Raw genomic sequence first — 26619 nt, forward strand, 5'->3', positions numbered from 1 at the left:
CAATTTTGCTATCTTTTTTAGGTATTCCTTTTCAAATGCGCTATTTAAGGCAATAATCAACAAGAGCACCTTAGCATTTCGAACAAAAGGAGTGAAACTTATGACGACCCTATTACGCGAAGACGAAATTACATTAGCTTTGATCAAGTCGTTAAAAGAAGGCAAACTAACTGAATTCCAAGAAATTCTAGATGAGTTGCAACCATACGATATGGCAATCCAGTACCGACACTTGCCAGACAAGCACCGCAATAAATTCCTTCTCTATTTATCTATTCGGCAATTAACAGAGTTGATGCAAGAACTTCCTAAAATTGAACAAATCGACATTCTTCAGAAATTAGGGGTTGAAAAGTCTTCCAAAGTATTGGACCGCATGGATAATGACGATTTGGCTTTGCTATTGGCAGACCTTGAGCCGGAACGCATCGAAGAGCTATTGTCTCAAATAAATCAAGACGATTCTAAGTTTGTCCAAAGCACAATGACTTATCCACCTGAAACAGCCGGTCGACTAATGAATAACCGTTATGTCTGGATTCCCCGTCATTACACAATCCGCGATGCCATTGACAAGATTAAACATTTTGCAGAATTAGCGGAATACCTCAACTACCTCTATATTGTCGATGAAGATAAAAAACTTCTTGGAGTGGTTTCCTACAAGGATTTAATCCTCGGAAATCTTGACGACAGAATTGAAGAAGTGATGTATAAGCGCGTAGTCAAAGCTGACGTGTTGATGGACCAAGAAGATGTGGCTCAAATCATTAGCCGTTACGATTTTGTCACGTTGCCAATTGTTGAAAATGACAATACACTTGCTGGGATTATCACCATCGATGACGTAATCGATGTTGTCATGCAAGAAGCGAATGAAGATATTGAAAAGCTTTCCGCTTCCGGTAAATCAATTGACTTTAATACACCTGCTTGGACAGCGGCTTACCGGCGACTGCCTTGGCTGATTTTACTCCTGTTTATCGGATTGTTTTCAGGCAGTATTATTAGTCGTTTTGAAAATACGTTGCAGACCGTTGTGGCTTTAACGTTTTTTATGCCGTTAATTGCTGGAATGACTGGAAATACTGGTACGCAATCTCTGTCTGTTGTTGTCCGCGGACTGGCTTCACAAAAGCTTGATTTTAAGCAAACGATCAAGCTGATTATTCGAGAATTATGGGTCGGTATTATTATTGGTGTTATTTGTTCTGTCCTTATTTTACTCATTGCTTATGTGTGGCAAGGCAATTTGGTATTAGGTATTGTCGTTGGTGGCACGTTGTTAATGACGTTAATCATTGGAACGTTAGCTGGAACGATTATTCCTCTTATTTTGTACAGATTCAATATTGATCCAGCTGTTGCTTCCGGTCCTTTAATTACCACCATTAACGATATTCTGTCTTTATTGATTTATTTCGGTATGGCGACTTTGTTTATTTCTCAGTTGATGTAAAGAAAAAAATAATAAAAAAATCTTTTTCTAAGCATTTTTCTTTAAACCTAGTAAGCCTCTTGGTATAATGGGTTGAAACTGAAGGAGGCGTGTTTATGACTATTCCAAAACCCCTTGTCCAAACCAACCAAGCTTTTATCGTCGTTACTGTTATAATGGCGTTGCTACTCCATCCTGCTATTTTATTGTTACCATTTGTTGTTGGAGCTTATACATTAATCACTAAGAAAAACCCTGTTATTTTATGGAGCCGCCGCTTTTTGAAAAAACCCGCAGCGAGCTATCTGCAAGAGGATCGAGATCAACAATTGTTTAACCAATGGATTGCCACTATCTGTTTAGGACTGTCACTCGTTTTCTTTTCTGTTGGTTTACCGTTACTTGGATTTGCCTTTAGTGTCATGGTCATTGTTGCTGCAGGCGTTGCATTGATGGGTTATTGCATCGGCTGTACGATTCGTTATCGCTATATGATGTGGAAACACAATCGTACAAAAGTACAGGCATAAAAAAAGACGGTGAGCAACTGCTCTCCGTCTCAGAATGTAGACAAAATTTTATTAAAATGAATAGTGGTATATAACATCCAATCGGACTGGCCACTTTGCTTTCCGTGGGCTCAGCACTCCAGGATTTGAAGCGCAAGGCGGCGAAGGGCGAAGATGTGCTCCTGCATCGCTACGCTAGCTTCGTCGCAAATGCTTGCCCTCGCAGGCTTCGGTCAATGCATTTCCTGCGGGATAGCGAAGCGACGAAATCCACTCGGGCGATCAGCCCGAGTTAGTTCGGCGCAAGCCCGCGGAAAGCGTCCAACTGGAGCGCAGAATCCGGTATAAACAAGATGAAAAGAATATTCATTCTCTACTAATTATAATTATCTTTTGTCTATATGCTAAGATGGGGAGCAACTGCTCTCCGTCTTTTCTTATATCTATTATTTTATTTGGCCGTTGCCGCGTATAATGTATTTCGTTGACGTTAAGGCTGGCAAGCCCATTGGTCCTCGTGCATGAAGCTTTTGTGTACTAATGCCAATTTCTGCACCAAACCCAAATTCGAAACCATCTGTAAATCGAGTCGATGCATTGTGATACACCGCAGCCGCATCAATTTCCATGAAAAATTGATCGACGTTTTCTGATGTTTTCGAAATAATTGCTTCTGAATGTTTCGTTCCGTACGTATTGATGTGCTCAATTGCTTCACCAACATCTTCAACGGTTTTTATCGCGACTTCAAGTCCGAGGTATTCTGTTCCCCAATCCTCTTCTTCTGCAGGTATCACATTAGGTGAGAGTTTTTGTACAGGCTCGTTACCATGAATCGTTACTTGTTGATCTTGTAAAGCGCTCACCAATAGCGGCAAATGCTTGTCGGCCCAAGCTTGATGGACTAAAATGCTTTCACAAGCGTTACAAACAGATGGACGCTGTGTTTTGGCATTTAATGCGATGTCAATTGCCATTTGAACGTTCGCTGTCTCATCGATATAAATATGACAATTTCCTGCGCCTGTTTCCAATACTGGAACTGTAGAATTCTGAACGACCGTCTGAATCAACTTCGCCCCTCCACGAGGAATCAACACATCTAAGTATTGGTTCAATTTGAACATGTGAGATGCTGCTTCTCTGCTCGTATCTTCTAATAGCTGTACGGACTCAACTGGTAACTCACTTTTTTCTAACGCTCGGTGAATAACAGCAACTATCGCTTTATTTGAATGGATGGCCGTTGAACTGCCGCGCAATACTACCGCATTCCCTGTTTTCAAACATAAACTTGAAGCATCCACTGTGACATTCGGACGCGCTTCATAAATCATGCCGACAACACCTAAAGGCACGCGTATTTTGGACATGGTTAAGCCATTTGGGCGTTCCCATTTCTCAAGCACTTCACCCACTGGGTCTGTTAGTTTCGTTAGTTGTATCAAGGCATCCGCCATGTCTGTTATCCGAGACTCATCAAGTTTTAGGCGATCTACTAAAGACTCACTCATATCATTTTGACGGCCAACTTCTATGTCTTTGTTGTTTTCCGTTAAAATATACGCTTGTTCTTCTAACAATTGCGCTGAAATGGACCGCAAAGCGTGATTTTTTTGTTTTGTCGTCGATTTTGCTAGTATCGCTGAAGCGGATTTTGCCTTTTTCGCTTTTTGTAGAAGTTCGCTTTGATCGGTTTCTTTCTCTTGAAAAAGTTTCGTCATCCAATTGCCCCTTTCAATTTTTCGTTCGTTAAACACTCATTTTTGTTTTTACACCGATATAGGTTCCATCGCCTATGCCGTGAAAAATATCGACTAGTTTTTCGCTACCATATCCAGAGCCGATAAATACTTGAACTCCAAAAGCAAGTGCTGTACGAGCTGCTTCAACTTTAGACTTCATACCGCCTGTTCCAACATCAGAGCCTTCAGAAGAAGTTGCAGCTATTAACGCATCAGGAATGTCATGTAAATGAAGGTATTTCTGAGCTTGAGGATTGGTTCTTGGATTTTCGAGATATATGCCATTAATGTCTGTTAAAATCATGAGGAAATCGGCATGAATCAATCCACTAACTAACGCCGACAGCATATCATTGTCACCAAAAGTTAACTCTTCCGCTGAAACCGAATCATTTTCGTTTATGATTGGCATGACATTTCGTTCTAAAAGCTTGGAAATGGTTGCGTTGGCATTTTTATAAAGATCTTTCGTTAGCAGTAATTGAGCCGCTACAATATTGTGCTTTTTGCATTCATCGGCGTACGCTTGTAATAACAAGCTTTGCCCGACCGCTGCAGCTGATTGCTTATCGACTAATGTATTAGGTCGTGATAAGTACCCCATGCCGGTACATCCTGCAGCAACAGCTCCAGATGAGATCAACACCACTTCGTGTCCTTCTTCTTTTAAACGAGCCAGTGCATCCACGTGCTCACGCAATTTCTCAATTGACAGCTTTCCTTGTTCATCTGTTAACGAACTACTTCCGATCTTCACAACAATTCTTTTCTTCTCCACGTGCATTCACCACCCGTTTTTGATAAATAAAAAAAATCTTCCATTTGTTCAAAAACGGAAGAACCTTGCCCCCGTGACTAAATTTCTCTAGGCTTGTTTATCGAATTTCTTGAATAGAGTTATTATGCACTATCTCGTATTTTAAGTCAACGATGTAATAACTAAATTCCTCTTTATCAGACTTTATTAAATTTTTATATGCAATATATATGAATATTTATTCAAAATGATGATAAACTACTTTTCCTTATTATTGTGTTACATGTCTATTAAGAACGTATTTGAGAATATGTAGTTTAATTATTCTGTATAAAAAGAAAAATTAATTTTTAAAAGATATATTAGTCTACCATATATTTTTCTATCAACACACGGCACTTTTGACCGAGAGCTTGTTAGCATGAAAAAAAGCATGGGAAGAGATCCCATGCTTTCTTTCTTTAATTTTCTAAAGCGCGATAGTTTACTTCTAATTGCTTCAAACTTCTATACTTCATAATTTGAGTTACGTACCATCCAACAACTACTAATGTGATACAAGCTCCAATAATTGCAGACACTTGATAGTCCATATTCAAGCCTTCTGGTGCGTAAAAGATGTACATGGAAACGACTGCTGTCATAAAGATCGCAGGTACTCCTGCTACCCAATGGAATTTGAAGTTTTTCAATAAGTATACTGCTGCCGTCCAAAGCATAAACGTCGCTACCACCTGATTGGTCCATCCGACATACCGCCAAAGGAAAGTGTAATCAATTGTCGCCATATAGAACGTTGGAATCCCTAGTGGAATCGTTACTAGCAAAACTTTCACTTTTCCTTGCATGTTGACAAATTTCGCAAGAATATCCGTTAAGATCATTCGTGAAGAACGCAGTGCTGTGTCGCCCGTGGTGATAGGTAAGATGATAACTCCAAAAATGGCAAGCAAGCCGCCAATCGATCCAAGTAAAGTAGTTGAAATTTCATTAACTACCCCCGATGGACCTCCTGCAGCAAGTGCTGCTCCAAGTCCCTCAGTGCCATTAAAGAATGTCATTCCGGCTGCTGCCCAAATCAACGCAATCACACCTTCAATGATCATTGCACCATAAAAGATTCTTCTGCCATCTGATTCTTTTTTCATCGTTCTTGCAATGATTGGGCTTTGCGTGCAGTGGAATCCGGAAATTGCACCGCATGAAATGGTGACCATCAACAGTGGCCAAATTGGTAAAGCTCCTGGGTGTAGATTTTCAAACGTAAGGTTTGGCATCGGTTTCCCTGAGAATACTAGCGCAACTGCTACTGCAATCGCCATAAACAACAAAATCCCACCTAATAGAGGGTAAATCCGACCAATCACTTTATTGATCGGCAAAATCGTCGCTAAGATAAAATAGAAGAAAATGATTGCTAATGCAGTGATAAAGTTAATCGGTGTAATTTGTGCAATTAACTGTGCTGGTCCTGCAGTAAAAGCTGCAGTCACTAGCAACATTAAAACAAGAGAAAGACCATTGATAAATACTTTTGCATTTTTCCCTAGGTATTTCCCAACTAAGGTTGGAAATTGTGCGCCTCCATGACGCATCGACATGACACCTGAAAAATAATCATGTACCCCTCCGGCAAAAATACTGCCAACGACAATCCAAACAAAAGCTATTGGGCCATATAGTGCACCTGCAACTGCTCCGTAAATTGGACCAAGACCTGCAATATTCAATAATTGAATTAAATTCCCTTTCCACCAGCTCATTGGGACAAAATCTAATTTGTCGGTTTTGGAATAAGCGGGAGTTGGTGTATTGTCATCAATTCCAAAAACCCGTTCGATGAATTTCGAGTAAAATACATAGCCTAAAATAAGTAAAACGAGAGCTGCAAAAAAGGTAATCATATGGCGGTTCCTCCTGATGTTTTCTTAAGTATATAGAATGATAACATGTTTTTTAAATATATAAACATAATATTTAGAAAAAAACAAATATACTGTAAAATAACTATAATTAGAAGGCTTCAATCGTTTTACTTGATTTCATCTAGCCAAATAGGAAATATTTCTTATATCACTATTAAGAATCACTCGGAAAACAAGGTAATTATATTATATTATAATCTATTTTTGATCTAAAAAAGTGCGCAGACGATATTCCGCCTGCGCACTCATTTTTTCAGATTTCTAGCAACTTATTTTTTTAAAATTAGTCATCGCCTATTCGAATCGTGTATTGAATTCCAATGCTTCTGCAATTTTTTCTTCGCTTTTATTAAAAACGGCACTTGTCGTAATTGTTACCGAGTCAATGTCACTTTCTTCAACGATGAAGCCAATATTGCCTTGCTTGGTTTCTCCTGGTGCAATTTCCCCAGTTAATCCTTCGAGATAAATATCATCTTCCCAAAGCTTGAGTTCCTCTGCATCCGTCTCAAACAAAGCTACTGGAGCAAAATGTAACGGCTCATTGGAAGTATTGGTAATTTCTACGTACATTTTTACTACGCTGAATTCTTGATCATGAGTATAGGCATGAAAAAAATCTATCAGACTGTAATCAGGTTTTACTTGAAGAATTTTCGATTCTGCTACCGTTAGTTTAACAGGACCAATACCATAGGTTTCCATAGTCATATTGATCGCTTCGACTATAGCTTCTCCTTTAGCATCTCGTTTGTTTTGCCCAACTTCCTGTAACTTACGGTCATCTGTGACTTGGGGACTCAAGACATAGTCTTCATAATACTTTGGAACTTCACTTTCTTCAGCAACTGTCGAAGCTACAGCTATCGAATCGTCAGGATCTGAACATCCTCCAAGTATTACTGCTGAAAATAGTAAGAAATATATAGCCTTTTTCATGTCATTGCCTCATTTCGTTGCATTACTTATCGTTGATTTCTACTTTTGCTTTCAGTAAATCAAAAATGATTTTAGCGTGATCTGTGTTGTCGAGCTTTCCTGCAAACTCATCACTTGCGGGTCCGTATGCATAGACTGGAACATCTTCTCCTGTGTGACCACCTGTTGTCCATCCAGTGTGTGTACGCTGATTGAAAATCTCTTCGATGGCGTTGTCTATAGATGTATACTTGTTATTTTCTGCTGCTTTTTTCACTGTTTCTATTTCTTCAGCTGTCAATTCCAGATCAATGTATTCGCTTAACGTTTCTTCTACACTAGCCCCGTCCACAATTTGCTGTGCCATAAAATCAGGTGTACGTTTTGCGGCTTTGATTGGCTCTCCGAACCAGTTGTAAATGCCATCTGCTCCAATAGAAAAGCCTCCTGTTGAATGGTCGGCTGTAGCTACCACTAACGTATTGCCGTCTTCTTTCGCAAATTTAATCGCAGCTTGGAACGCTTTGTCGTAGTCTTCCATTTCGCTCATGGCTGCCACGATATCATTATCATGTCCTGCCCAATCGACTTGACTGCCTTCTACCATTAAGAAGAAACCATCTTCATCTTCTGACAAACGATCGATGGCCGATGTAGTCATTTCTTCTAACGACGGCGTGCTATCATCACGGTCGATCATTTTCGGAAGACCTGCCGGTGCAAACAAACCAAGCACTTGCTCATCATCATTGCTTAATAGTTCATCACGGTTTGTAAGGTAGCTATACCCGTCTTCTTGAAACTCTTCCGTAAGATTACGATCTGTTCGTTCAAATAGATCGACACCTCCACCAAGCAAAACGTCGACTTTATGTTCTCCATTGATTAGTTCATCATAGTAATCATCTGCAATGGCATTCATATTTTTCCGTGCAATGTCATGTGCCCCAAACGACGCCGGTGTCGCATGTGTAATTTCAGAGGTTGCGACCAGTCCTGTAGCTTTGCCTTTTTCTTTAGCTGCCTCAAGAACTGTTTTCACTCTACTTTCATCGTTATCGACAGCGATTGCACTGTTGTATGTTTTAATGCCGGCTGCCATAGCTGTCGCTGCAGAAGCGGAATCCGTGATGTTTTGATCGGGATCTTCAGGATAAGTTGATTGTTGTCCAACCAAATATGCATCGAGAGCCGTATCTTCAACCATTTTAGTAGAAGGGTCATTTTGCAAGTAGCGATAAGCAGATGTGTACGAGGTACCCATTCCATCACCAATTAGAAAAATAACATTTTTCACTTTCTCTTTTTTGCCTTTTTTGTGATCTTGTCCGTGGGCTTTCCCTTGGTTTTTGTCAGGAGTACCCGCTTCAGCTGACAACGTAAACGAGCTAACCCCTGTTAATGCCACTGCCGAAGCTAAAGCAATTGGCAGAACTTTTGTTTTCAATTTTCTATGTATCATTTTCTCTCCTCCAGTCATTTTATCTACACGCTCAGTATAGAAGTCGATTGTTAAGGATTGATTAGAGAATTGTTTAGCTTTTGTAAATTTCCAAAAACAGGTATTTTTACACATTACAAAAAGCCCAGAAAAAATCTCTGGACTTAGACTGCAGACAAAGCTTATTAAACTAAATAGTGATGCATACTCTTCAACCGGGCTGGCCACTTCGCTTTCCGTGGGCTCAGCTTCAGTATCCTCATCACTGAAAACCCATGCTCCTGCTTCGCTGTGCTAGCTTCGTCCGCGGAAAGCGTCCACTGGGTGCGGAGAATCCTAGATGCATACAAAAAATAAGTAAGTATTCTTTTGTCTACAAACCGAGCCCCCAAAATTTCTGGGCTTTAATTAGTTGGCAATTGATGAAGTTGCGTTTTTGGCTAACAGCAAATATGAAAGTAATGCAATCAAACACATTGAAAAAATCACGAGACCCATTGGAACCGCCGTGTTTTCTCCTGCAATCCCTACTAATGGTGCAGTGGCGGCCCCAAGGATAAATGGCAGTAATCCAAGTAGTGCAGATGCACTTCCTGCCACATGCCCTTGGCTTTCCATGGCAAGTGTGAAAGAAGATGTTCCGACCACACCGATAGCCATGATGAAAAAGAATATTGGGATGACAACTGCCCATAAAGGTCCTTGCATAAGCACAACGGCCAATAAAATGGCACCTGCAACTGTTGCCGTGTAAAGAGCTGTTTCTAAAAATCTTTTTTCAGACCAAATATATGTAAATCGACCAACTGAGTAACTTCCAATAATTAGCGCAATGCCGTTCATCCCAAACAACACACTAAATATTTGAGGAGAAGCACCATAAATATTTTGATAAATAAATGGCGTACCAGAAACATAAGCAAAAACTCCACCAATTAAAAAGCCTTGTGCTAACGCATAGCCTGTAAATTGACGATTTTTCAAGATTCCAGCAAAGTTACCGAAAGTCGATTTCAAATTGCTTGGCACCCGTTTTTCAGGCGGCAAACTTTCTTTTAAACGAGAAGTGGAAAGCACTAGCAAAAAAATTCCCAATACCGTCAGCAACACGAAAATTCCTTTCCAATCTGCAAACAACAGCACTCCACTTCCAATGGAAGGAGCGATTAAAGGCACCAAATTACCGATGACCATTAACAATGCAAACAAACGTGTCAATTCGGGCCCTTGACTAACATCCCTCACTATTGCCCGGGAAATAACGAGACCGCCAGAAGCTGCAAGGCCTTGTACAAAACGTAAAAATACAAATATGTAGATGTTTGGAGCAAATATACAAGCGATCGATGCGCCGATATAAGCCATTAAAGAAATTAATAAGGGTTTGCGTCTGCCATGCATATCACTCAGAGCACCTGCAACCAATTGCCCTATTGCTAATCCCAACAAACATGCTGTGAGACTTAATTGAACAGAGCTGGCGTTTGTTTTATAGACATCTGCTAAAATCGGGAACGCTGGTAAATACATATCAATCGTAAACGGAACTAAAGTAGTCAAAGCACCCACCAATAAAATAAAATGAGTGCGTGTAAGACCAGTGGAACTTTTCAAAATTTCTACACCTTCTTTTCTATCATCACTTATCTATAAAGCCGAATAAGAGCTGAAGTAAACTTCATAACTAAAAAACCCGCAACTATCAGTTTATCACAATGGATAAGCTGACAGCTACGGGTTAAAATAATGCAATTAACTAGATGTTATTTTACTTCCACAGTCCAACCAAGTGTATCTTCAATTTTTCCTGTTTGGATTCCTGTAATAGTATCATAAATCTTTTGTGACAATTCACCAATTTCGTGGTTGTTAATAATCATTTTCTTGCCTTTCCAGTTCAGCTCGCCAACTGGAGAAATAACGGCTGCTGTACCAGTGCCAAAAACTTCTTCCACTTGACCGGCTTCGAAAGCTTCGAAAAGCTCATCAACTGAAATGCGTCTTTCTGTCACGGATATTCCCCAAGTGCCAAGTAATTCAATAATCGACATACGCGTAATACCTTTTAGGATACTGCCATTCAATTCAGGTGTCACGACTTCTCCGTTAATTTTAAAGAAGATGTTCATGCTTCCAACTTCTTCGATGTATTTTTTCTCAACACCGTCTAACCAAAGAACATCCGCATTGCCTTCTTTTTTAGCATTGGCTTGCGCTTGGTAACCAGAAGAATAGTTCCCTGCTGTTTTAGCCATACCCGTTCCGCCTTTTACGGCACGCGTGAATTTATCTTCTACATGAATAACAACCGGCTTAAGACCGCCCGGGAAATAAGATCCTACTGGCGATAAAATAACCATGTATTTATACGTTTGAGATGGTCCAACTGCAAGATTCGCATCTGTTGAGATGATGTAAGGGCGGATATAAAGAGACGTTCCAGGTGTTTTTGGAACCCAGTCTTTTTCAAGTTTGATCAGTTCAGTCAAATGCTCTAATGCTAATTTCTCATCAATTGGCGGAATGCTCAAACGTTCGCTTGAAAGATTTAAGCGTTCAAAGTTTTCTTCCGGGCGGAACAATAAAACCCGTCCATCTTCTGTACGATACGCTTTCATGCCTTCAAAAACAGTTTGCCCATAGTGGAAAATCATCGCTGCAGGGTCTAAACTAATCGGTCCATAAGGTACAATTTTTGGGTCATACCAGCCTTTTTCTGTTTCGTATTCTAAGACATACATATGATCTGTAAATGTAGTCCCGAATGGTACTTGGTCTTTTACTGGTTTTTCTTTTTTGTTCGTATTTTCAAGAACCTCTAGCTGGTATGTAGTCATCGTCAGGACTCCTTTTATAAAAATAATTTTAATTATCAGTCATATGAATAATTATACACACATATTAGGTGCTTTAAAAGCTTAGCGAGTCTATAATTCAAAAATCACGATAAAAGACCTGTTCTTTTCCAAAAAAAAGATCATTCAGCGAATGATCTCGATAAAGTGAGCAAGTATTTTGGCCGTAAGTCCCCAAATTACTTTGTCTTCATAAATATAAAAATATTCATCAATTTTGCGTGCATGCCAATTGTAATTTTCTCCTCCGGCGATTAAATCATAAGGAAAATTTTTCTCAGGCTGGATATCAAAATGAATGTGATACATTTTCGGCTCTTTTTCTAAGAAAAAAGACAACGGGACTGTAAAGATACTGTCGACTTCTGACGGGTTGGGATTAAATGGGACCTTTGGGTCAATTACACCTGCAAATGAGTAAATAATCATCCCAAATGGTGAAACAATATAGTCGAGTGGATAGACGTTCGAGATGTCAGCTTTTTCTATCCCTAGTTCTTCTATTGTCTCTCTTATCGCAGTGTCTTGTTCTGTCTGATCTTGATCGTCAATTTTTCCTCCAGGGAAACAAATTTCTCCAGGTTGATTTCTAAGGTCATAAGAACGAACTTCGAAGAGGACATGGGTTTCTCCATCTTGTTCAATAAGAGGCAACAAAATCGCAGATTTTGAGAAATCCTTATTTCCTAATACTTCAGGAGTTCGATTTTTCATTTTTTCTAACCTACTTTTTGGATCCATCTCCACACCTCATCTCTTCTATCCATTTTACCAAATTTCCCAACATAATTCCCTTGCGGCACTAAGTCGTTAAAATTTCTCTGATATCGTCTGCAGATATTGCTTTCAGTGGTTCTTCTCCCGATAAGATTACATCGTCAATTAAGTTTTTCTTTTTCATTTGCAATTCATTAATTTTTTCTTCGATAGTGCCTTTAGCAATAAGCCGAACTACTTGGACTTCCTTTTCTTGTCCCATACGATGTGCCCGATCCGCTGCTTGTTGTTCGACAGCCGGATTCCACCAAAGATCATATAAAACAACGGTGTCAGCACCTGTTAAATTCAAACCCGTACCACCAGCTTTTAACGAAATTAAAAATAAATCTCCTTGTCCCTCGTTGAATCGGTCACAAAGCTCCACACGTTCTACCGGAGGTGTTTGACCATCGAGGTAAAAATACGAAACTCCTTCTCTCGCCAATTGATTGCCGATGATGCCAAGCATTTGTGTAAACTGCGAAAACACAAGTACGCGGCGTCCAGTTGTGCGGCATTCCGCTAATATCTCCATTAGCTGATCAAACTTAGCAGATCCTCCGTCATAACCTTCTACGAACAAAGCAGGGTGGCAACATAATTGTCGCAACCTCGTTAATCCCGCCAAAATGCGAATGCGGTTTTTTTGAAAACTGTCTTTGTTTAAGTGCTTTAATGCATCTTGTTTTAGTTCAGCTAAATAAGCTCCGTATAATTTCTTTTGCTCTTTTTGCAACTCTGAAAAATGGATGGATTCCACTTTGTTTGGAAGTTCTGTTAACACATCAGTTTTAATACGACGCAAAATAAAAGGCCGCACGCGCTTTTTGATATGCTCTCGTCTCATTTCACTAAACAGCCTGCGATTTGGCAAGAGTTCGGGAAACACTACGTTAAAAATCGACCATAACTCATCTAATGAATTTTCAATGGGGGTGCCTGTCAGCGCAAATCGGTGATCTGCTTTAATGCCTTTTACGGCTTTTGCTGTTTGTGTCACTGGATTTTTAAAGGCTTGTGCTTCATCTAAAAACACTGTATGGAATGTTTGGTCGCGGTACAGCACTTGGTCCATACGCAAAGAAGGGTAAGACGTAATAACGACGTCTAACACAGATATTTTTTTAATCAAAGAAGCTCTTGTTGTTTTATCGCCATCAATGATTCCCGCTTGGATGCCTGGTGCAAATTTTGTCAGCTCGTTTAGCCAATTGTAGACAAGTGATGACGGAGCAACGACAAGTACTGGTTGCTGTTTCTTACGGACATCGGGCAGCACCGATACGATAAAAGCAATGCTTTGCAAAGTTTTTCCAAGACCCATATCATCAGCTAAAATGCCACCAAATTTGTAGCTTGCCAATAGCTTAAGCCAGCGAAATCCAGCTTCTTGATAATCGCGGAGCACGCCATTTAAGCTTGACGGGATATCCGTTCCCAATGCTTCTGGGCGATTTAAATTTTGCAGCAAGTTTGCAAAATTCGTCCCCGGATCTAGCAACTGTCCTTCATCTAAAGAAGCCACCAAATGCAGGCCATGGATTAACGGAATCCGAATTTCTTCTCTACCAAAGTTAGCCGTATCGACATTTAATTCACGTAGAAAGTCACTCAAATCAAGGAACTCTTGAGTTTCTAACGACATTAACGTACCGTTAGGGATTCGGTAATACGGTCGTTTCTCTTCTAAAGCTGTTAAAATCTTTTTAATCTCTGCTTCAGGAATATCTTGCATGTCAAAACGAAATTCTAGCCAATCCGTCCGTTCACTAATTTCAACTTTCACTTTCGGACCGCCATAGTTTTTTTGGACGCGCATTTTGACTGCGGTTGTCGCAAATATTTGCATTTGTTCTTCTAAAACAGGAATAATATGATACAAAAAACGATATTCCGAATCTTCATCCTGCATGTAAAAGCCGCCGTCGGTTTGTGTAAATGCACTGTCTTTCATGAGCCGTATGATGTTCTGTTCTTCTTCAAGCTGTCTGCGAATACCTGGATAATAACGAAATTCATCTTCTGGCTCTTCGCAAGGATTGATGACGAGATGACCATAATGAAACTCCACACCCGCTAGCAAACGGTGCCTGATTCGGTCGAGAAACAATTTAGCGCGTAGAGGCGTTTGCTCGAGCCGCTCTGCTACTGCATCAGCGACATACACATTCCCTAAACGCTCTAATCCAGGAACCACTGTTGCCATAAAGTAATCTATTTCTTCTGCCGAAAGGAGCAGTTGATCCAGTCCATTTGGTAGTAATTCTTTCAGTTCTGACAGGCGTTTCGCATCTTCATTAGCCAAATAAACGAGCGCACCCTCTGCAAATGCCAATTCATAAGCTTGTAGAATTAGGACTTCTTCAAGCCCTTCGACATCTAATCGAAATCCGCCTGTCCGGTGTTCACTAAAATGAAAAGACAACGGCAATTGCTTTTCAATCGATACGCCTTTTGTAATCTTTCCCGCTCCAACAAGCTTGACGTCAGGTGCAGATTGCAATAAAGGCAATAATCGCTCCCAATCTGAAGCCACAATGACAAGCATATCGCTATTTTCTGCTATACTGTTCTCGTTAATTTGAGTTTTCGCTAAGTAATCGAGAACGGCTTCCGTACTATTTTCTAGCCGATGTTCTTTGGGGGAATATTCAACACCAGATGGTTCACTGTATGTTTTTTCAGATCTCACTGCATTTAGAAATTCTCCGATATTTTGAATGGGCTCATTAGCCGCAGCTATACGTAAACCGAGATACGCGATGTCTCTCAACAAAACCGGCAGCACACTAAATTCAATTTGGTATGTTTGACGTTGGTCGAAATACTGTCGTCTTCCTTTCGTTCCCTCAGCCTGTCGCGAGAACAACTCCATCATTTTCCTTGTTGGATTTTCACGTTGCTGCATACTATCAATGGCCAACATAACCCCAGCAATGTGATGGCAGTAAGTTGTCACAAAACCAACTGGTGGGCAGCTACAAGAAGCCAACACTTCCCCATCTACCTCTTGCTTTACGCTAACATAAAATTCGTTGCGCCCTGCAACAACGCCTTTTATAAGTCGGTCATCGTTAGGGTCCTGCGTTAAGCGAATTTTTCCTGCCTGAAAAAAGGACTTTCCTTTTTTGAAAGCCGCTTGTCCGCATAATTTTTTTATTGTTGATTCATTAAGTGAAAAGTTCATGAGATACGTTCCTTCCTGAGATAACTTCTCGGGACCATTTTAATGTTTTTTCTATTATCTCTAACTGTATGATGCGAATCAACGATAGTCATCTCCTCAATTTACAGCCAAGTGGTTAGATCCTCGTTGTTTTTGTCAATCCTACTATTTTATATGCTTAAGTATACACTCTTCAAAAATGAATAATTGTTAACAGCGTTATAGTTAAACATGACTTTATACAGATTACAGTCTTTCTAAAGGGCATAGTTGCGAGAATAATAATATTCAATATCTCTACATAAAAATTCAAATAGTTCACAATTTTCAACTTAAAAGGGATATACTTATAGTATCCACAATTGAATTGGAACAAAGATACTTAGAAGCTTTATACTAAAGGAGAGATATTAATGATTTTATCGATAGATGATTTAATGCAAACACCAACTAATGATATGTATGAAATTAAAACTACTGCTCACGGTGCTCAAGGAAGTTTACCTTTAACAGACAAAATGCTCCGTACTTCGCCTAGTGGTGACTTGTTCGGTTTATCTCAGAATGTCGGAATGGGCTGGAAACCTAATAAACTACTCGGTAAAGAAGTTCTACTCCTGAGCACACAAGGGGGCATGAAAGAAAGCAACGGCGACCCGATTGCACTCGGCTACCATACCGGACATTGGGAAGTTGATTTATTGATGAAAGAAGCCGCTCGCGAGGTTACAAAAGCAAATGGCATGCCATTTGCAGCCTATGTAAGTGACCCTTGCGACGGTCGCTCCCAGGGTACAGATGGTATGTTCGATTCTTTCCCATACCGAAATGATGCAGCAATCGTCTATCGGCGCCTGATTCGCTCACTACCTACAAGAAAAGCCGTTATCGGTATAGCTACTTGTGATAAAGGTCTACCAGCAATGATGCTCGCACTCTCTGCAATGCACGACTTACCAACCGTTATCATCCCAGGAGGAGTGACTTTACCCCCTCTTTTCGGTGAAGATGCTGGAAAAATACAGACCATTGGGGCACGTTATTCAAATAACGAATTATCTCTTAAAGAAGCCTCTGAGCTTGGCTGTAGAGCATGCGCTACTTCAGGCGGAGGTTGCCAATTTCTCGGTACCGCTGCAACGGCGCAAGTAGTCAGTGAAGCTATGGGGCTATCAGTACCCCATGCTGCTTTAGCACCTTCTGGGCAAGAAATTTGGAAGGAGATGGCTAGACAATCTGCAAGAGCTGTTATTCATATGGAAAATACAGGGATAACAACGAAAGACATCGTTACTGACGCGTCAATTCGTAATGCTATGGTCGTCCATGCTGCATTTGGTGGATCGACAAACCTTTTATTACATATCCCAGCTATCGCTCATGCCGCAAAAATTACCACCCCTACTGTTCAAGACTGGATTCAAGTAAACCGAGAAACGCCTCGACTTGTTAGCGTTCTTCCTAATGGTCCAGATTATCACCCAACTATTCGAGCCTATCTTGCAGGCGGAGTTCCAGAAGTAATGCTTCACCTAAGAGAGTTAGGCTTACTTGATTTGACCGTTATGACGGTTACAGGAAAAACACTTGGAGAAAACCTAGAGTGGTGGGAACAATCAGAGCGTAGAATTAAGATGAAAGAACGTTTAGTCGAAGCTGACGGCATTCAGCCCGAAGAAGTCATTATGAATCCCCAGCAAGCACAGGCGCGTGGTATGAGTTCGACAATCACTTTCCCAATTGGTAATATTGCTCCAGAAGGTGCCATTATTAAATCGACTTCAATTGATCCTGAAGTAATCGACGAAAACGGTATTTATTATCATAAAAATATTGCAAAAGTATTTTCAAGTGAACGGAAAGCAATTGCTGCTATTAAAAACGGCGATATTCAAAAAGGCGACATCATGGTCGTTTCCGGCTGTGGCCCTCTTGGCACTGGCATGGAAGAGACATACCAACTGACTTCTGCGCTAAAGCATCTTTCTTACGGGAAATATGTCACGCTATTAACCGACGCCCGATTCTCTGGCGTTTCGACCGGCGCCTGTATTGGCCATATCGGACCCGAAGGCTTAGCTGGTGGACCAATCGGCAAACTTCGGGACGGCGATGTTATCGAAATCCGGATTGATGCTCTTAAACTAGAAGGCCATCTTCACTTCCTAGGTACAAGCGAAACCGAGCTGTCACCTAAAGAGGGAGCCGAAGTTCTTGCACAACGCGAACAGCATCCTGATATCAAACCGGCTAATGGATTGCCAGATGACACACGCCTTTGGGCTGCGCTGCAGAATGTCAGCGGTGGAACATGGAAAGGCAGCGTTTATGATGTTGATCGAATTATTGAAGTTTTAAAAGCCGGAGAGGAAGCTTTGGCTCAAAAAAATCTTGTGAAAAATTAAAGAATAACGTATTTACTCCTCCAGTTAGATGACTAATAATAAACTTTTCATTATATGCTATAAAGCCCTTAAAAACTCAAATAGAGTTCTTAAGGGCTTTATAATTCGGGATATTTATCAATGTGAATTGTACATCGTCATTCACGCAAGGTTTCATTTACTCAATTCAAACTTCTATTTAAAGCGATGACCTTTTCATACTGAGCTCCTACAAAAGCCCATTTCTTTTATAGAAATGGGCTTAAACTTTCTTACATTGTTTCAGCCAGCCTCCAGATACTAAACTCCTGGTTTTTATGCTTTTCTGAGGCAGTGACTTCTCCGTTCGCTACATCGATGACTTTTCTATAGATTTCTTCTCCACTATCTTCAATAGAATAATTAGAGTCCATGATTTTCCCAGTGTTTACATCGATATGTTCAGGCATATTCTTAAATAAATTTGTGTTTGTTCCTATTTTGATAACCGGAGCGATTGGAGAACCTGTTGGTGATCCTTTGCCTGTAGAAAATAGGACAATTTGTGCCCCCCCTGCAACCAGCCCTGATACAGACTCGACATCATACCCTGGTGTGTCCATGAATATAAATCCTTTTTCTTTTGGTCGGTGAGCATAATCAATAACTTCCATTAATGTAGAATTCCCACCTTTTTTGATACACCCTAAAGATTTTTCTTCCAGTGTCGTTATTCCGCCCGTTTTATTACCTGGCGAAGGATTAGCGACGCGAATGTCCTCCCCAGCCGCTCTTGCGCGTTCTTCGTACCTTTTCACGATATCCAAAAATCTCTGACCGACCGTCTCATTAATCGCGCGTCTTGCCAATATATGTTCCGTTCCCACTGCTTCTGTTGTTTCCGCTAAAATACTCGTACCTCCATCTTTAACGATGGCATCTGAGAATGAACCAATTGCTGGATTTGCCGTAATACCTGACCAAGCATCCGATCCTCCACATTCAAGTCCAATAATCAATTCTTTGATATCAGCTGTTACTCTCTGCTCTTTTTTGCTCTTCTCCAGAGCTTGCTCAAGCCATAGTTTACTTTCTTTAATGGCTTCTGAAATCAATGTACTTTTATTTAAATGAATGCAATGCACACTATGCCCTCTCATCTTAAGAACTTCAACAATTTCATTTGTCGAATCGTCTAGACCCATTCCCAAGAATAGAGCAGCACTAACATTAGCATGACCAGCTGTCCCTATAATAGCCTTTTTGGTTTGTTCGACATCCTCTTGAGAGTGTGACTGTCCAGCTTGATGAACAACAGGGATTACGCCTGGAACCATTTGAGCAATTTTTTTCGTTAAGCTTGCTAACTCTCCGGCTGCATTTATGATAATAACGTGATTTCTAACTCCGATGCTACCGTCTGCTCTGCGATACCCTTTAAAAGTTTTCACCCCACAACTCCTCCTTTGAGAAATACAGCCGTTTTGTCTTCCTCATTCAACCCACGTACATTCGATACATGGACATGATTACCCGCAGGTATATCTTCTGTAGCTATTCCCATACACTCTCCATATTTGAGTATTTTTTGATCTTGCAGGATAGTCGACACTGCAACTTTATGACCGTAAGGGATATTTATTTGGAGTATGATTTCCGTATCCAAGCCCTGAACAACAAGTTTCTCTCCCGTTTTCAGGTTTTCTAATGCCACAGCCACATTATCCGTTTCGTGCAACCTTAGGGCATTATATTTTTTCTCCATCTCCGCCACTTCCTTTCTTTATCAATATGTAGTGCCTAAATGAGGAATGGAGAATTCACCCAAATCTAGTTCTTCAAGCTTAGTCTGTTTTCCAGAGCACACTTCCTGAATCATTTTCATGATACTTTCCACATGGTTAGTCGACTCACTTTTCGTAATAGTATAGTCAACTAACTCATCAAATGCATTTTCATCGCTCTCTGATGTGATTGTTATACATGGCAAAGCAATAGATCCCGTTAGAACACCCCTACTACTAACTATCACTACTGCACTACAGCCAGCAGAAGCCATTTTGGACAAGGACTCGACTACATTACTAGATGTCTTCATCAAATGGAGCCCATCTTTATCAGGCGCTTCACCGTAATTCAATATGCCATTGATTGTTTTTTCACCTGTCATTTTTGATTCTAGTAAAGCAAGTTGTGTCTGCTCTACTGTAAACTCCTTAAATGTGGTTGAGCCGTTTTTTGTGTCATCCCAGCGAAGCCGCTTCATACCTTCACTCGATTTAACTAACGCTTCTAATTCTGCTGTGTCAGAAATCCGCTTGGCTAAAACCTCACCTGCAGGCTCCAAAGTTTTTGACATACCAACAATTACTTTTACACCTTCAGCAGTCCATTTGTCCACAACTTTACCGATAATTGGAGCTGTAGCTAACAAGGTATCATTATCAAGTTCAACACCTAAAACACCGATTGTTAAAGAAGACAAAGGTAGCTTTTCTCTCTGCTGTTCTTTTGCTTCTGCAACCCATTTCTCTGTGATATCTATTCCTTTTTGAATTGTATTTTCTCCCCCAGCAAGTTGCTGGATCCCAATGCCTTTTATTGATTTTATCTTCGGAATATTTTTCAATAAGCCGCTTACTTGGTTCGTCTCACATCCCAAACCGACAATCAATGCTGAATGGATATTCGGATTTGAAGCTACGCCAACCAACATATTTTTCGTTAGCACTAAATCATCACCAAGTTGCGCACAACCGTTAGCATGAACAAATGGAACAGTACCCTGAACTTTTTCCGAAATTTCACGAACAACCGCACTAGAACATATAACAGATGATACAATTCCTACGTAATTCCTTGTTCCTGCAACTCCATTACTTCTCGGATACCCTTCGAAATAATATTCCATCCTTGTACACCCCTCTGCAATTTTTATATTTCAAAACTTTCCACTTTCGGATATCAGAACAGTGCAAATAATCAGTTAAATAAACATAAAACTCTATATTATGACAAAATTGATAGAATTTTTCTCTTCTGAGTTCATACTTTTCTATTATTTAATTTGTAATTGATCTCTTGCATTTTTCTGAGCTTCTATATAAACATCAACTAAAGGTACTTTATGCTTTAAAGCAAGGGTTTTTACTTCTTCGTATTCTGGATAGGATTTGATTATCTCTCCGTCAAGGATGCCAACTTTAACAGTTACAGGACCGTACATTGTTTCAACTTCCTTTAATTCTCGTGATAAAATCCTTCTTGTCCAATCAGACTTCCGGACACCAAAAGTGCTGGTCTCACGCAATAATATCTCTTCTAGCAAAAATGATTCTTCTGGCTTCGTTAAAACAGTAACCAAATTTCCTGGTCTACTTTTCTTCATTGAGACTGGAGTAAAATAGACGTCCAACGCGCCAGATGTCAATAATTTCTCCATGATATATCCAAGAGACTCACCGGTGAAATCGTCCATATGACACTCAAGGATAATGATCTTTTCTCGTTGCTCTATTTTTTCTTCATTAAATAGAACAGCTCTCAAGACATTCGGGTGTTCAAAATCTTTTTTTCCTGCTCCGTAACCGATACTTTCAATTGCCTGTGCTGGTAATTGTCCATATTCATTGGCTAACGCTTTTAGGAATCCTGCACCTGTAGGAGTAGTTAATTCTCCTCGAACATGAAAGTCTGCCAAAGGCACTCCTTTTAAAATTTCAGCTGTCGCCGGAGCCGGTATTGGATAAAGCCCATGAGCAATTTTTATTTTCCCATAGCCAGTTGGTACCGGCGAAGCAATGATTCTAACTACATCTAAGCTCTCAAGAGCTAGACAGACACCTATCACATCGATAATCGAATCCATCGCACCTACTTCATGAAAATGTACTTCTTCCGGGTCCATACCGTGTATTTTCCCTTCTGCTTCAGCAATTATCTGAAAAACAGCTAAACTTCTTTCCTTTACACGTTTCGGAAGCTCGCTTTTCTCAATCATCTGCAGAATCGTCGATGCTTTCCTGTGAGAATGAGAATGGTGTCCATCATCATGAACGTGATCATTGGAATGGCTATGTATTTCTTCATATGCTTCATGTATATGGTTATTTTGATGCGAATGAGAGTGATTATGTTCATTGCTGTGCGTATGGCTATGCTCATTATCAATTTTTCCTACATCACTAAATTGAAGATCCAGCAGTTTGGCGGAAATTCCTCTCTTATCCACTTTCTTTACATTCAATGAAAATGGATCGATTGGCAGTTTTTTTAAATGTTCGCTGATATAAGAGATATCTGCACCGAGGTCAATTAATGCAGAAAGCGTCATATCCCCAGAAATTCCCGATTGGCAGTCAAGATATAACAATTTCATGATTTACCCCCTCTGAAACCAACTTTAAAATAAGAGCCGCTTGATAAGCAGCACCAAATCCGTTGTCGATATTAACGACGCTCATACCAGAAGAACATGAAGACAGCATAGCGAGTAAAGGTGTTATTCCCTGCAAATGTGCACCATACCCAACTGAAGTTGGGACAGCAATTACCGGGCGCTGTACCAGACCACCGATGACACTCGGCAACGCACCTTCCATTCCAGCAATGACAATCAATACATCGGCATTCGTGATTTCTTCTCGAAAGGCTAAAAGCCGATCAATTCCGGCAACACCAACATCATATAACCGCTTTACTTTACACCCCATCCATTCAGCTGTTATTGCGGCTTCTTCCGCTACAAAAAGGTCGGAAGTTCCTGCGCATACGACCATTACTTCTCCACCATAGTAGTTCTCAGGCTTTCCATAAAGTAATATTCGTGCTGTGTAGTCGTAATGTGCTAATGGAAAAGTTGAAACCAAAGACTCTCCTTTTTCCTTGTCGAGTCTAGTAACCATTACTTTTCCATGTTTTTCAATTAACTTCTCCATAATTGGCTCTATTTGCTCTATGGTTTTTCCTTCACCATAGATGACTTCTGGAAATCCCTGACGTTTTTCACGGCCATAATCTACTTTGCTAAAACCTAAGTCTTCAAAATTCTCCATGCCATCACCTGCTGTCTTATTTTTTGATTTTTAAATCATAAATCTGTATAGAGAAACGAATCATAATCTATACGTGGATTTATTTCTCTAGCTCAATTTATATGCCGACACTTTAATTGACTGCTTCAGCAAGTTCACTGTCAGAAAGAACTTCGTTCATGCTTCCTGTCCGATAACCACTTAAATCAATCGAAACATAATTAAAACCTAGTGCTACTAATTTCAATTGAATCTGTTCTCTATAGTTCAAGATATCTGAAATTTCGTCCTGATTTACTTCGATTCGAGCGCATTGATCATGCCATCGTACCCGAACCATCTGGAACCCCAATTTACCAATAAATTTCTCAGCTTCATTAACTTGTTCAATTTTTGCTTTATCTAGTTTAGTTCCGTATGGAATCCTTGATGCTAAACTACATGATGCAGGTTTATTCCATACTGGTAATTCTAGTTTTTGCGAAAGTTCACGAACTTCTTTTTTATATAAATTAGCTTCTTGTAATACGCTACGAGCTCCAGCTTCCGTTCTTGCTTTTAATCCCGGACGAAAATCATCTAAATCATCCATAATCATGCCATCTAATACAAAATTATAACCTAGCTCTTCAGCAAGTTGATTTAAACGGCTATACAGAAGTTTCTTACTGTAATACCAACTATCTGGAGTGTTTTTAGCAATATTTTCATCTTCCAATTCACTTATTTCTGTCTGTAGAACTTGAATACCCAGCTGCTCTGCCAGCTGCACTGCTCCATCAAATTCCTCGCTTCTAAACAATTCAGATGCAACTACAACGGCAAGAACATTTTCTGAACCCAATTCCTGTTGTGCTCTTTTTAATACTAAAGTACTGTCTACCCCACCCGAAAAAGCGACGAGAACACGGTTCATACCTACTAATATTTTACCAAGGTGCTGGTCTTTCTCATTTAATTTTCCCATTATTTTTGCCTCCCTTTTTAAAATCTTCATAAATTCCGACTTATGTCAGAGCATATGGCGAAACATCGCCACTTAATACTTGCACTATATTGTTAGCTGCTTTTTGACGTAATTCAACCATCGCTTCTTCGGAATACCAAGCACTATGTGGGGTAATAATTACATTACTCATATTTAATAAAGGACTATCTTTTTCAATTGGTTCATCTTCCGTTACATCAAGTGCAGCACCGGCAATAACCCCTTTTTCAAGTGCTTCAACAAGTGCTTTTTCATCAATAATTGGCCCTCTTGCTGTATTGATAATAACTGCAGTTTTTTTCATTTGACTAAACCGTTCTCCATTCAACAAATGGAAAGTATCTTTTATAAGTGGTACATGAACAGACAGGTAATCTGCTTCACGGATAATTTTATCAAGCTCCATTTTTTGAACACCTGCAGCTTTCATATCTTCCGCTGAAACAAATGGATCATAAGCAGCCAATTTAAAGCCTAATGGTTTAACTTTTTCAATAAACTTTCTTGGAATCCGACCGAATCCAAGAACTCCCACTGTCTGCTTATCAAAGCGATGAATTGGCACAGAAACTTTGAAATCCCAATTCCCTTTTTTTACTTCATTATTTAATAGCGTGACTTTACGCGCCCATGAAAGTAGTAATGCCAGAGCATGGTTAGATACCTCTTCCATACCGTAGTCTGGAACATTGGTAATAATAATGCCTTTTTCCTTTGCTGCTTCTACATCAATCGTATTCACGCCTACACCATAGCGAGAAATAATTTTTGTGTTCCTAAGTGACTCAATCACTCGACGAGAAAGAGGCGCATATTGATTTAGAATTGCATCTGCATACTCCGCTGCTTTTATCACTTCTTCTTCTGTTTTGCATTGCGCTTTAATGAATTCAATATCTAATCCACTCTTAGCAAACACTTCTTCTTCATACTTCAAATTTTCAAATTCATAATCCGTTAAAAGAACTTTATACTTCACTTATCCTCCCTCCTCCCTTAAAGTATCAATTCTTCCAGTTCAGTTAGAATTTCGAGGTTCGGATTTTCTTTTGCTTCGCTAATCATACTTTCAGAAATCCATATCTCTCCGATATCAAGGGTGTTCTTAATCTGTACTAACCTTACTTTACTCAAATCAAATGCATTACAAGTTTTAATTGCTGCTTTAACAGCGAGCTCTTTTGATTCAAGAATCATTGGTACTTTTATGACTTCAATTACTGTACTGGTCAAAGCATTTGCGTATCCTTTTTCCCAAATAATTTCGTCAAATACCGCTTTTGTTGTCATATCAGCCATGCCGATACCATTTGCATTACCTTTAGTTTTTTCGGTCAAGCCAAGGACAACAATACGGGTTATATCAGGCCCCCCTGTTGCATAAGGCGTAGCAAATTTACCTGTTATATTTGGATCCATACCATCGCCAGAGATCTCTTTTCCAAGCTCATCTACTATGAGTACATCAAATTTATCAAAATGAATTTTTGCCATTAATTCTTTTGCTTCTTTCAATAATTCGGGTTCCTCTGTTTCTAAATTTTTCGCTGCGACAGCAACTACTTTCGCTGGACGATCGTAAGCATTTTCTAGTGTTGCCAATCCGAAAATAACCGGTGCTTTTGCTAGAGTGATTTTAGCCATCTCAGGAACATGTTCAGCCATATACTTAAAACTGTAAGAATGTGCTGCTTCTGCTCCTTTTTGTTTACCAAGACCGATTGTAATCATTTTCAGTAATCCACTTTCTACTTTGCCTCGGAAAGAAGTATGAGCTTTTATTCGATTAATGACTACAATTTTATCTGCTTCATATGCATATTGATCTATATAAACCGGTAATCCATTTGGTAGTTCACCAATTTTCACCACTTCCATAGTAGCTCTCACTGGCGCACCACATGTTTCTTCGGTTACTCCTAGTTGCTTTAGCACATCAGCTTGTCCTTCAGCAGAAGCACCACCATGGCTTCCCATTGCCGGCACAATAAAAGGTTTCCCACCAACCCGTTTTAACTCTCGGATTGTTTCGCGAACTAAAATTGGTAAATCGGCAACACCTCGACTACCGACAGCAACTGCAATCGAATCGCCAGCTTCAATTTCTAGTAGCACATTAGTATCATTTAATGTTTTTCTTACTTCTGCTGCTGTGTCTTTCAATTCAGGTGCATAAAATTTTTGTTTCACTTTCACCATTTTCGGGAGTGTAGTATCTTTCAATAATTGATTGATAATATCCATGCATCTGCCCCTTTTCCCTCTTCTGCATCGTAAGGTTTTCCACATTTAAAATGCAAAATCAAATCCATCAAATATTAAAATAGCAATTACGAATTTCTTAATGTTTTACATTATAAAACATTGTTCTGTTAATAGACCTTAAAGATATTATAGATTTCCCTTCCGAGAGTTGTCAATTACTTTAAAATATTCACAACACTCCATTATTTAGTTTATATTAACCACTATTATATTCATTTCTACATACTAACAAGGTCATTAAATTCTATTACTGAATTTTCCAGAATTTCCCTCATGACTTTAAGGGCAAAAGAGACATATCTTACCCCTATGTTAGCGATAATTTTTAATTGAGACAATTGCGCGAGAAACTCTTCCGTTACCGCATTGTTTTGGATTATTAGTCCTTCTACATCTCTTGCTTCTTCCAGAAGAATTTCTTGAGGAATCGTTCTTTATTGTTCCAAATCCTATTCTA

General features: G+C 39.7%; 21 protein-coding genes. 3 read left to right on the forward strand and 18 right to left on the reverse strand.

All coding sequences use genetic code 11. The annotated features are described in order from the left end of the window. The first annotated feature begins 100 nt into the window (after positions 1 to 100). Both mgtE and BBI08_RS16245 read left to right on the forward strand, forming a co-directional pair. Positions 101 to 1459: a magnesium transporter gene (gene mgtE, locus BBI08_RS16240; RefSeq protein ID WP_008497538.1), complete on the forward strand. Its 1359-nt coding sequence runs from the start codon at positions 101 to 103 to the stop codon at positions 1457 to 1459. Between the two features lie 95 nt (positions 1460 to 1554). Continuing rightward, positions 1555 to 1968: a DUF4395 domain-containing protein gene (locus BBI08_RS16245; protein WP_008497539.1), complete on the forward strand. Its 414-nt coding sequence runs from the start codon at positions 1555 to 1557 to the stop codon at positions 1966 to 1968. A 425-nt stretch (positions 1969 to 2393) separates the two neighbouring features. Here BBI08_RS16245 and BBI08_RS16250 read toward each other — a convergent pair whose 3' ends face one another. From BBI08_RS16250 to BBI08_RS16290, 9 genes are all read right to left on the reverse strand, one after another. After that, entirely contained in the window at positions 2394 to 3671 is a 1278-nt protein-coding gene (locus BBI08_RS16250) for a glutamate-5-semialdehyde dehydrogenase (protein ID WP_065528341.1), read from the reverse strand. Positions 3672 to 3699: 28 nt separating this feature from the next. Beyond that, positions 3700 to 4470 (reverse strand): glutamate 5-kinase, encoded by a 771-nt coding sequence (proB, locus tag BBI08_RS16255; RefSeq protein ID WP_040850794.1) that lies wholly within the window; start codon positions 4468 to 4470, stop codon positions 3700 to 3702. 440 nt (positions 4471 to 4910) lie between these two features. After that, positions 4911 to 6353 (reverse strand): carbon starvation CstA family protein, encoded by a 1443-nt coding sequence (locus BBI08_RS16260; RefSeq protein WP_008497543.1) that lies wholly within the window; start codon positions 6351 to 6353, stop codon positions 4911 to 4913. Between the two features lie 315 nt (positions 6354 to 6668). Further along, on the reverse strand, positions 6669 to 7313 hold the full coding sequence (locus BBI08_RS16265) for a DUF4352 domain-containing protein (RefSeq protein ID WP_008497544.1): 645 nt from the start codon (positions 7311 to 7313) through the stop codon (positions 6669 to 6671). Positions 7314 to 7335: 22 nt separating this feature from the next. Further along, positions 7336 to 8754: an alkaline phosphatase gene (locus BBI08_RS16270; RefSeq protein WP_065528342.1), complete on the reverse strand. Its 1419-nt coding sequence runs from the start codon at positions 8752 to 8754 to the stop codon at positions 7336 to 7338. 387 nt (positions 8755 to 9141) lie between these two features. Continuing rightward, entirely contained in the window at positions 9142 to 10347 is a 1206-nt protein-coding gene (locus tag BBI08_RS16275; protein ID WP_008497547.1) for a multidrug effflux MFS transporter, read from the reverse strand. 149 nt (positions 10348 to 10496) lie between these two features. Beyond that, positions 10497 to 11570 carry a branched-chain amino acid aminotransferase gene (locus tag BBI08_RS16280; RefSeq protein ID WP_008497548.1) on the reverse strand — a complete coding sequence of 358 codons (1074 nt, stop codon included), beginning with the start codon at positions 11568 to 11570 and terminating at the stop codon, positions 10497 to 10499. A gap of 144 nt (positions 11571 to 11714) precedes the next feature. Beyond that, positions 11715 to 12329: an NUDIX hydrolase gene (locus BBI08_RS16285; protein ID WP_008497549.1), complete on the reverse strand. Its 615-nt coding sequence runs from the start codon at positions 12327 to 12329 to the stop codon at positions 11715 to 11717. Between the two features lie 61 nt (positions 12330 to 12390). After that, positions 12391 to 15534, reverse strand: coding sequence for a DEAD/DEAH box helicase (locus tag BBI08_RS16290; RefSeq protein WP_065528343.1), 3144 nt, complete (start codon positions 15532 to 15534; stop codon positions 12391 to 12393). A gap of 392 nt (positions 15535 to 15926) precedes the next feature. Between BBI08_RS16290 and BBI08_RS16295 the strand changes: the two genes are divergently transcribed. Then, positions 15927 to 17918: a YjhG/YagF family D-xylonate dehydratase gene (locus BBI08_RS16295; protein ID WP_008497551.1), complete on the forward strand. Its 1992-nt coding sequence runs from the start codon at positions 15927 to 15929 to the stop codon at positions 17916 to 17918. A 251-nt stretch (positions 17919 to 18169) separates the two neighbouring features. Here BBI08_RS16295 and BBI08_RS16300 read toward each other — a convergent pair whose 3' ends face one another. The 9 genes from BBI08_RS16300 to BBI08_RS17460 form a co-directional block, all read right to left on the reverse strand. Then, positions 18170 to 19327 carry a UxaA family hydrolase gene (locus tag BBI08_RS16300; protein WP_008497552.1) on the reverse strand — a complete coding sequence of 386 codons (1158 nt, stop codon included), beginning with the start codon at positions 19325 to 19327 and terminating at the stop codon, positions 18170 to 18172. Further along, positions 19324 to 19641: a UxaA family hydrolase gene (locus tag BBI08_RS16305; protein ID WP_040850795.1), complete on the reverse strand. Its 318-nt coding sequence runs from the start codon at positions 19639 to 19641 to the stop codon at positions 19324 to 19326. Before BBI08_RS16305 ends, BBI08_RS16300 begins: the two co-directional genes overlap by 4 nt. 21 nt (positions 19642 to 19662) lie before the next feature. Then, entirely contained in the window at positions 19663 to 20787 is a 1125-nt protein-coding gene (locus BBI08_RS16310; protein ID WP_008497554.1) for a UxaA family hydrolase, read from the reverse strand. A gap of 147 nt (positions 20788 to 20934) precedes the next feature. Next, positions 20935 to 22254: a nickel pincer cofactor biosynthesis protein LarC gene (gene larC, locus BBI08_RS16315; RefSeq protein ID WP_065528344.1), complete on the reverse strand. Its 1320-nt coding sequence runs from the start codon at positions 22252 to 22254 to the stop codon at positions 20935 to 20937. Further along, a complete protein-coding gene (gene larB, locus BBI08_RS16320; RefSeq protein WP_008497558.1) occupies positions 22235 to 22930 on the reverse strand; it encodes a nickel pincer cofactor biosynthesis protein LarB in 696 nt (231 codons plus the stop codon). The genes larC and larB overlap by 20 nt, the downstream gene beginning before the upstream one ends. A gap of 112 nt (positions 22931 to 23042) precedes the next feature. Further along, entirely contained in the window at positions 23043 to 23876 is an 834-nt protein-coding gene (gene larE / locus BBI08_RS16325) for an ATP-dependent sacrificial sulfur transferase LarE (RefSeq protein ID WP_008497559.1), read from the reverse strand. Positions 23877 to 23916: 40 nt separating this feature from the next. Beyond that, a complete protein-coding gene (locus BBI08_RS16330; protein ID WP_065528345.1) occupies positions 23917 to 24876 on the reverse strand; it encodes a C-terminal binding protein in 960 nt (319 codons plus the stop codon). A gap of 17 nt (positions 24877 to 24893) precedes the next feature. Further along, the gene (locus BBI08_RS16335) at positions 24894 to 26141 is read right to left on the reverse strand and encodes a nickel pincer cofactor-dependent isomerase, group 22 (protein WP_008497562.1); all 1248 of its coding nucleotides are present in this window, start codon (positions 26139 to 26141) and stop codon (positions 24894 to 24896) included. Positions 26142 to 26380: 239 nt separating this feature from the next. Next, positions 26381 to 26590 carry a hypothetical protein gene (locus BBI08_RS17460; protein ID WP_082226451.1) on the reverse strand — a complete coding sequence of 70 codons (210 nt, stop codon included), beginning with the start codon at positions 26588 to 26590 and terminating at the stop codon, positions 26381 to 26383. Positions 26591 to 26619: the final 29 nt, after the last annotated feature.

Source organism: Planococcus halocryophilus (assembly GCF_001687585.2).
Taxonomy (GTDB): domain Bacteria; phylum Bacillota; class Bacilli; order Bacillales_A; family Planococcaceae; genus Planococcus; species Planococcus halocryophilus.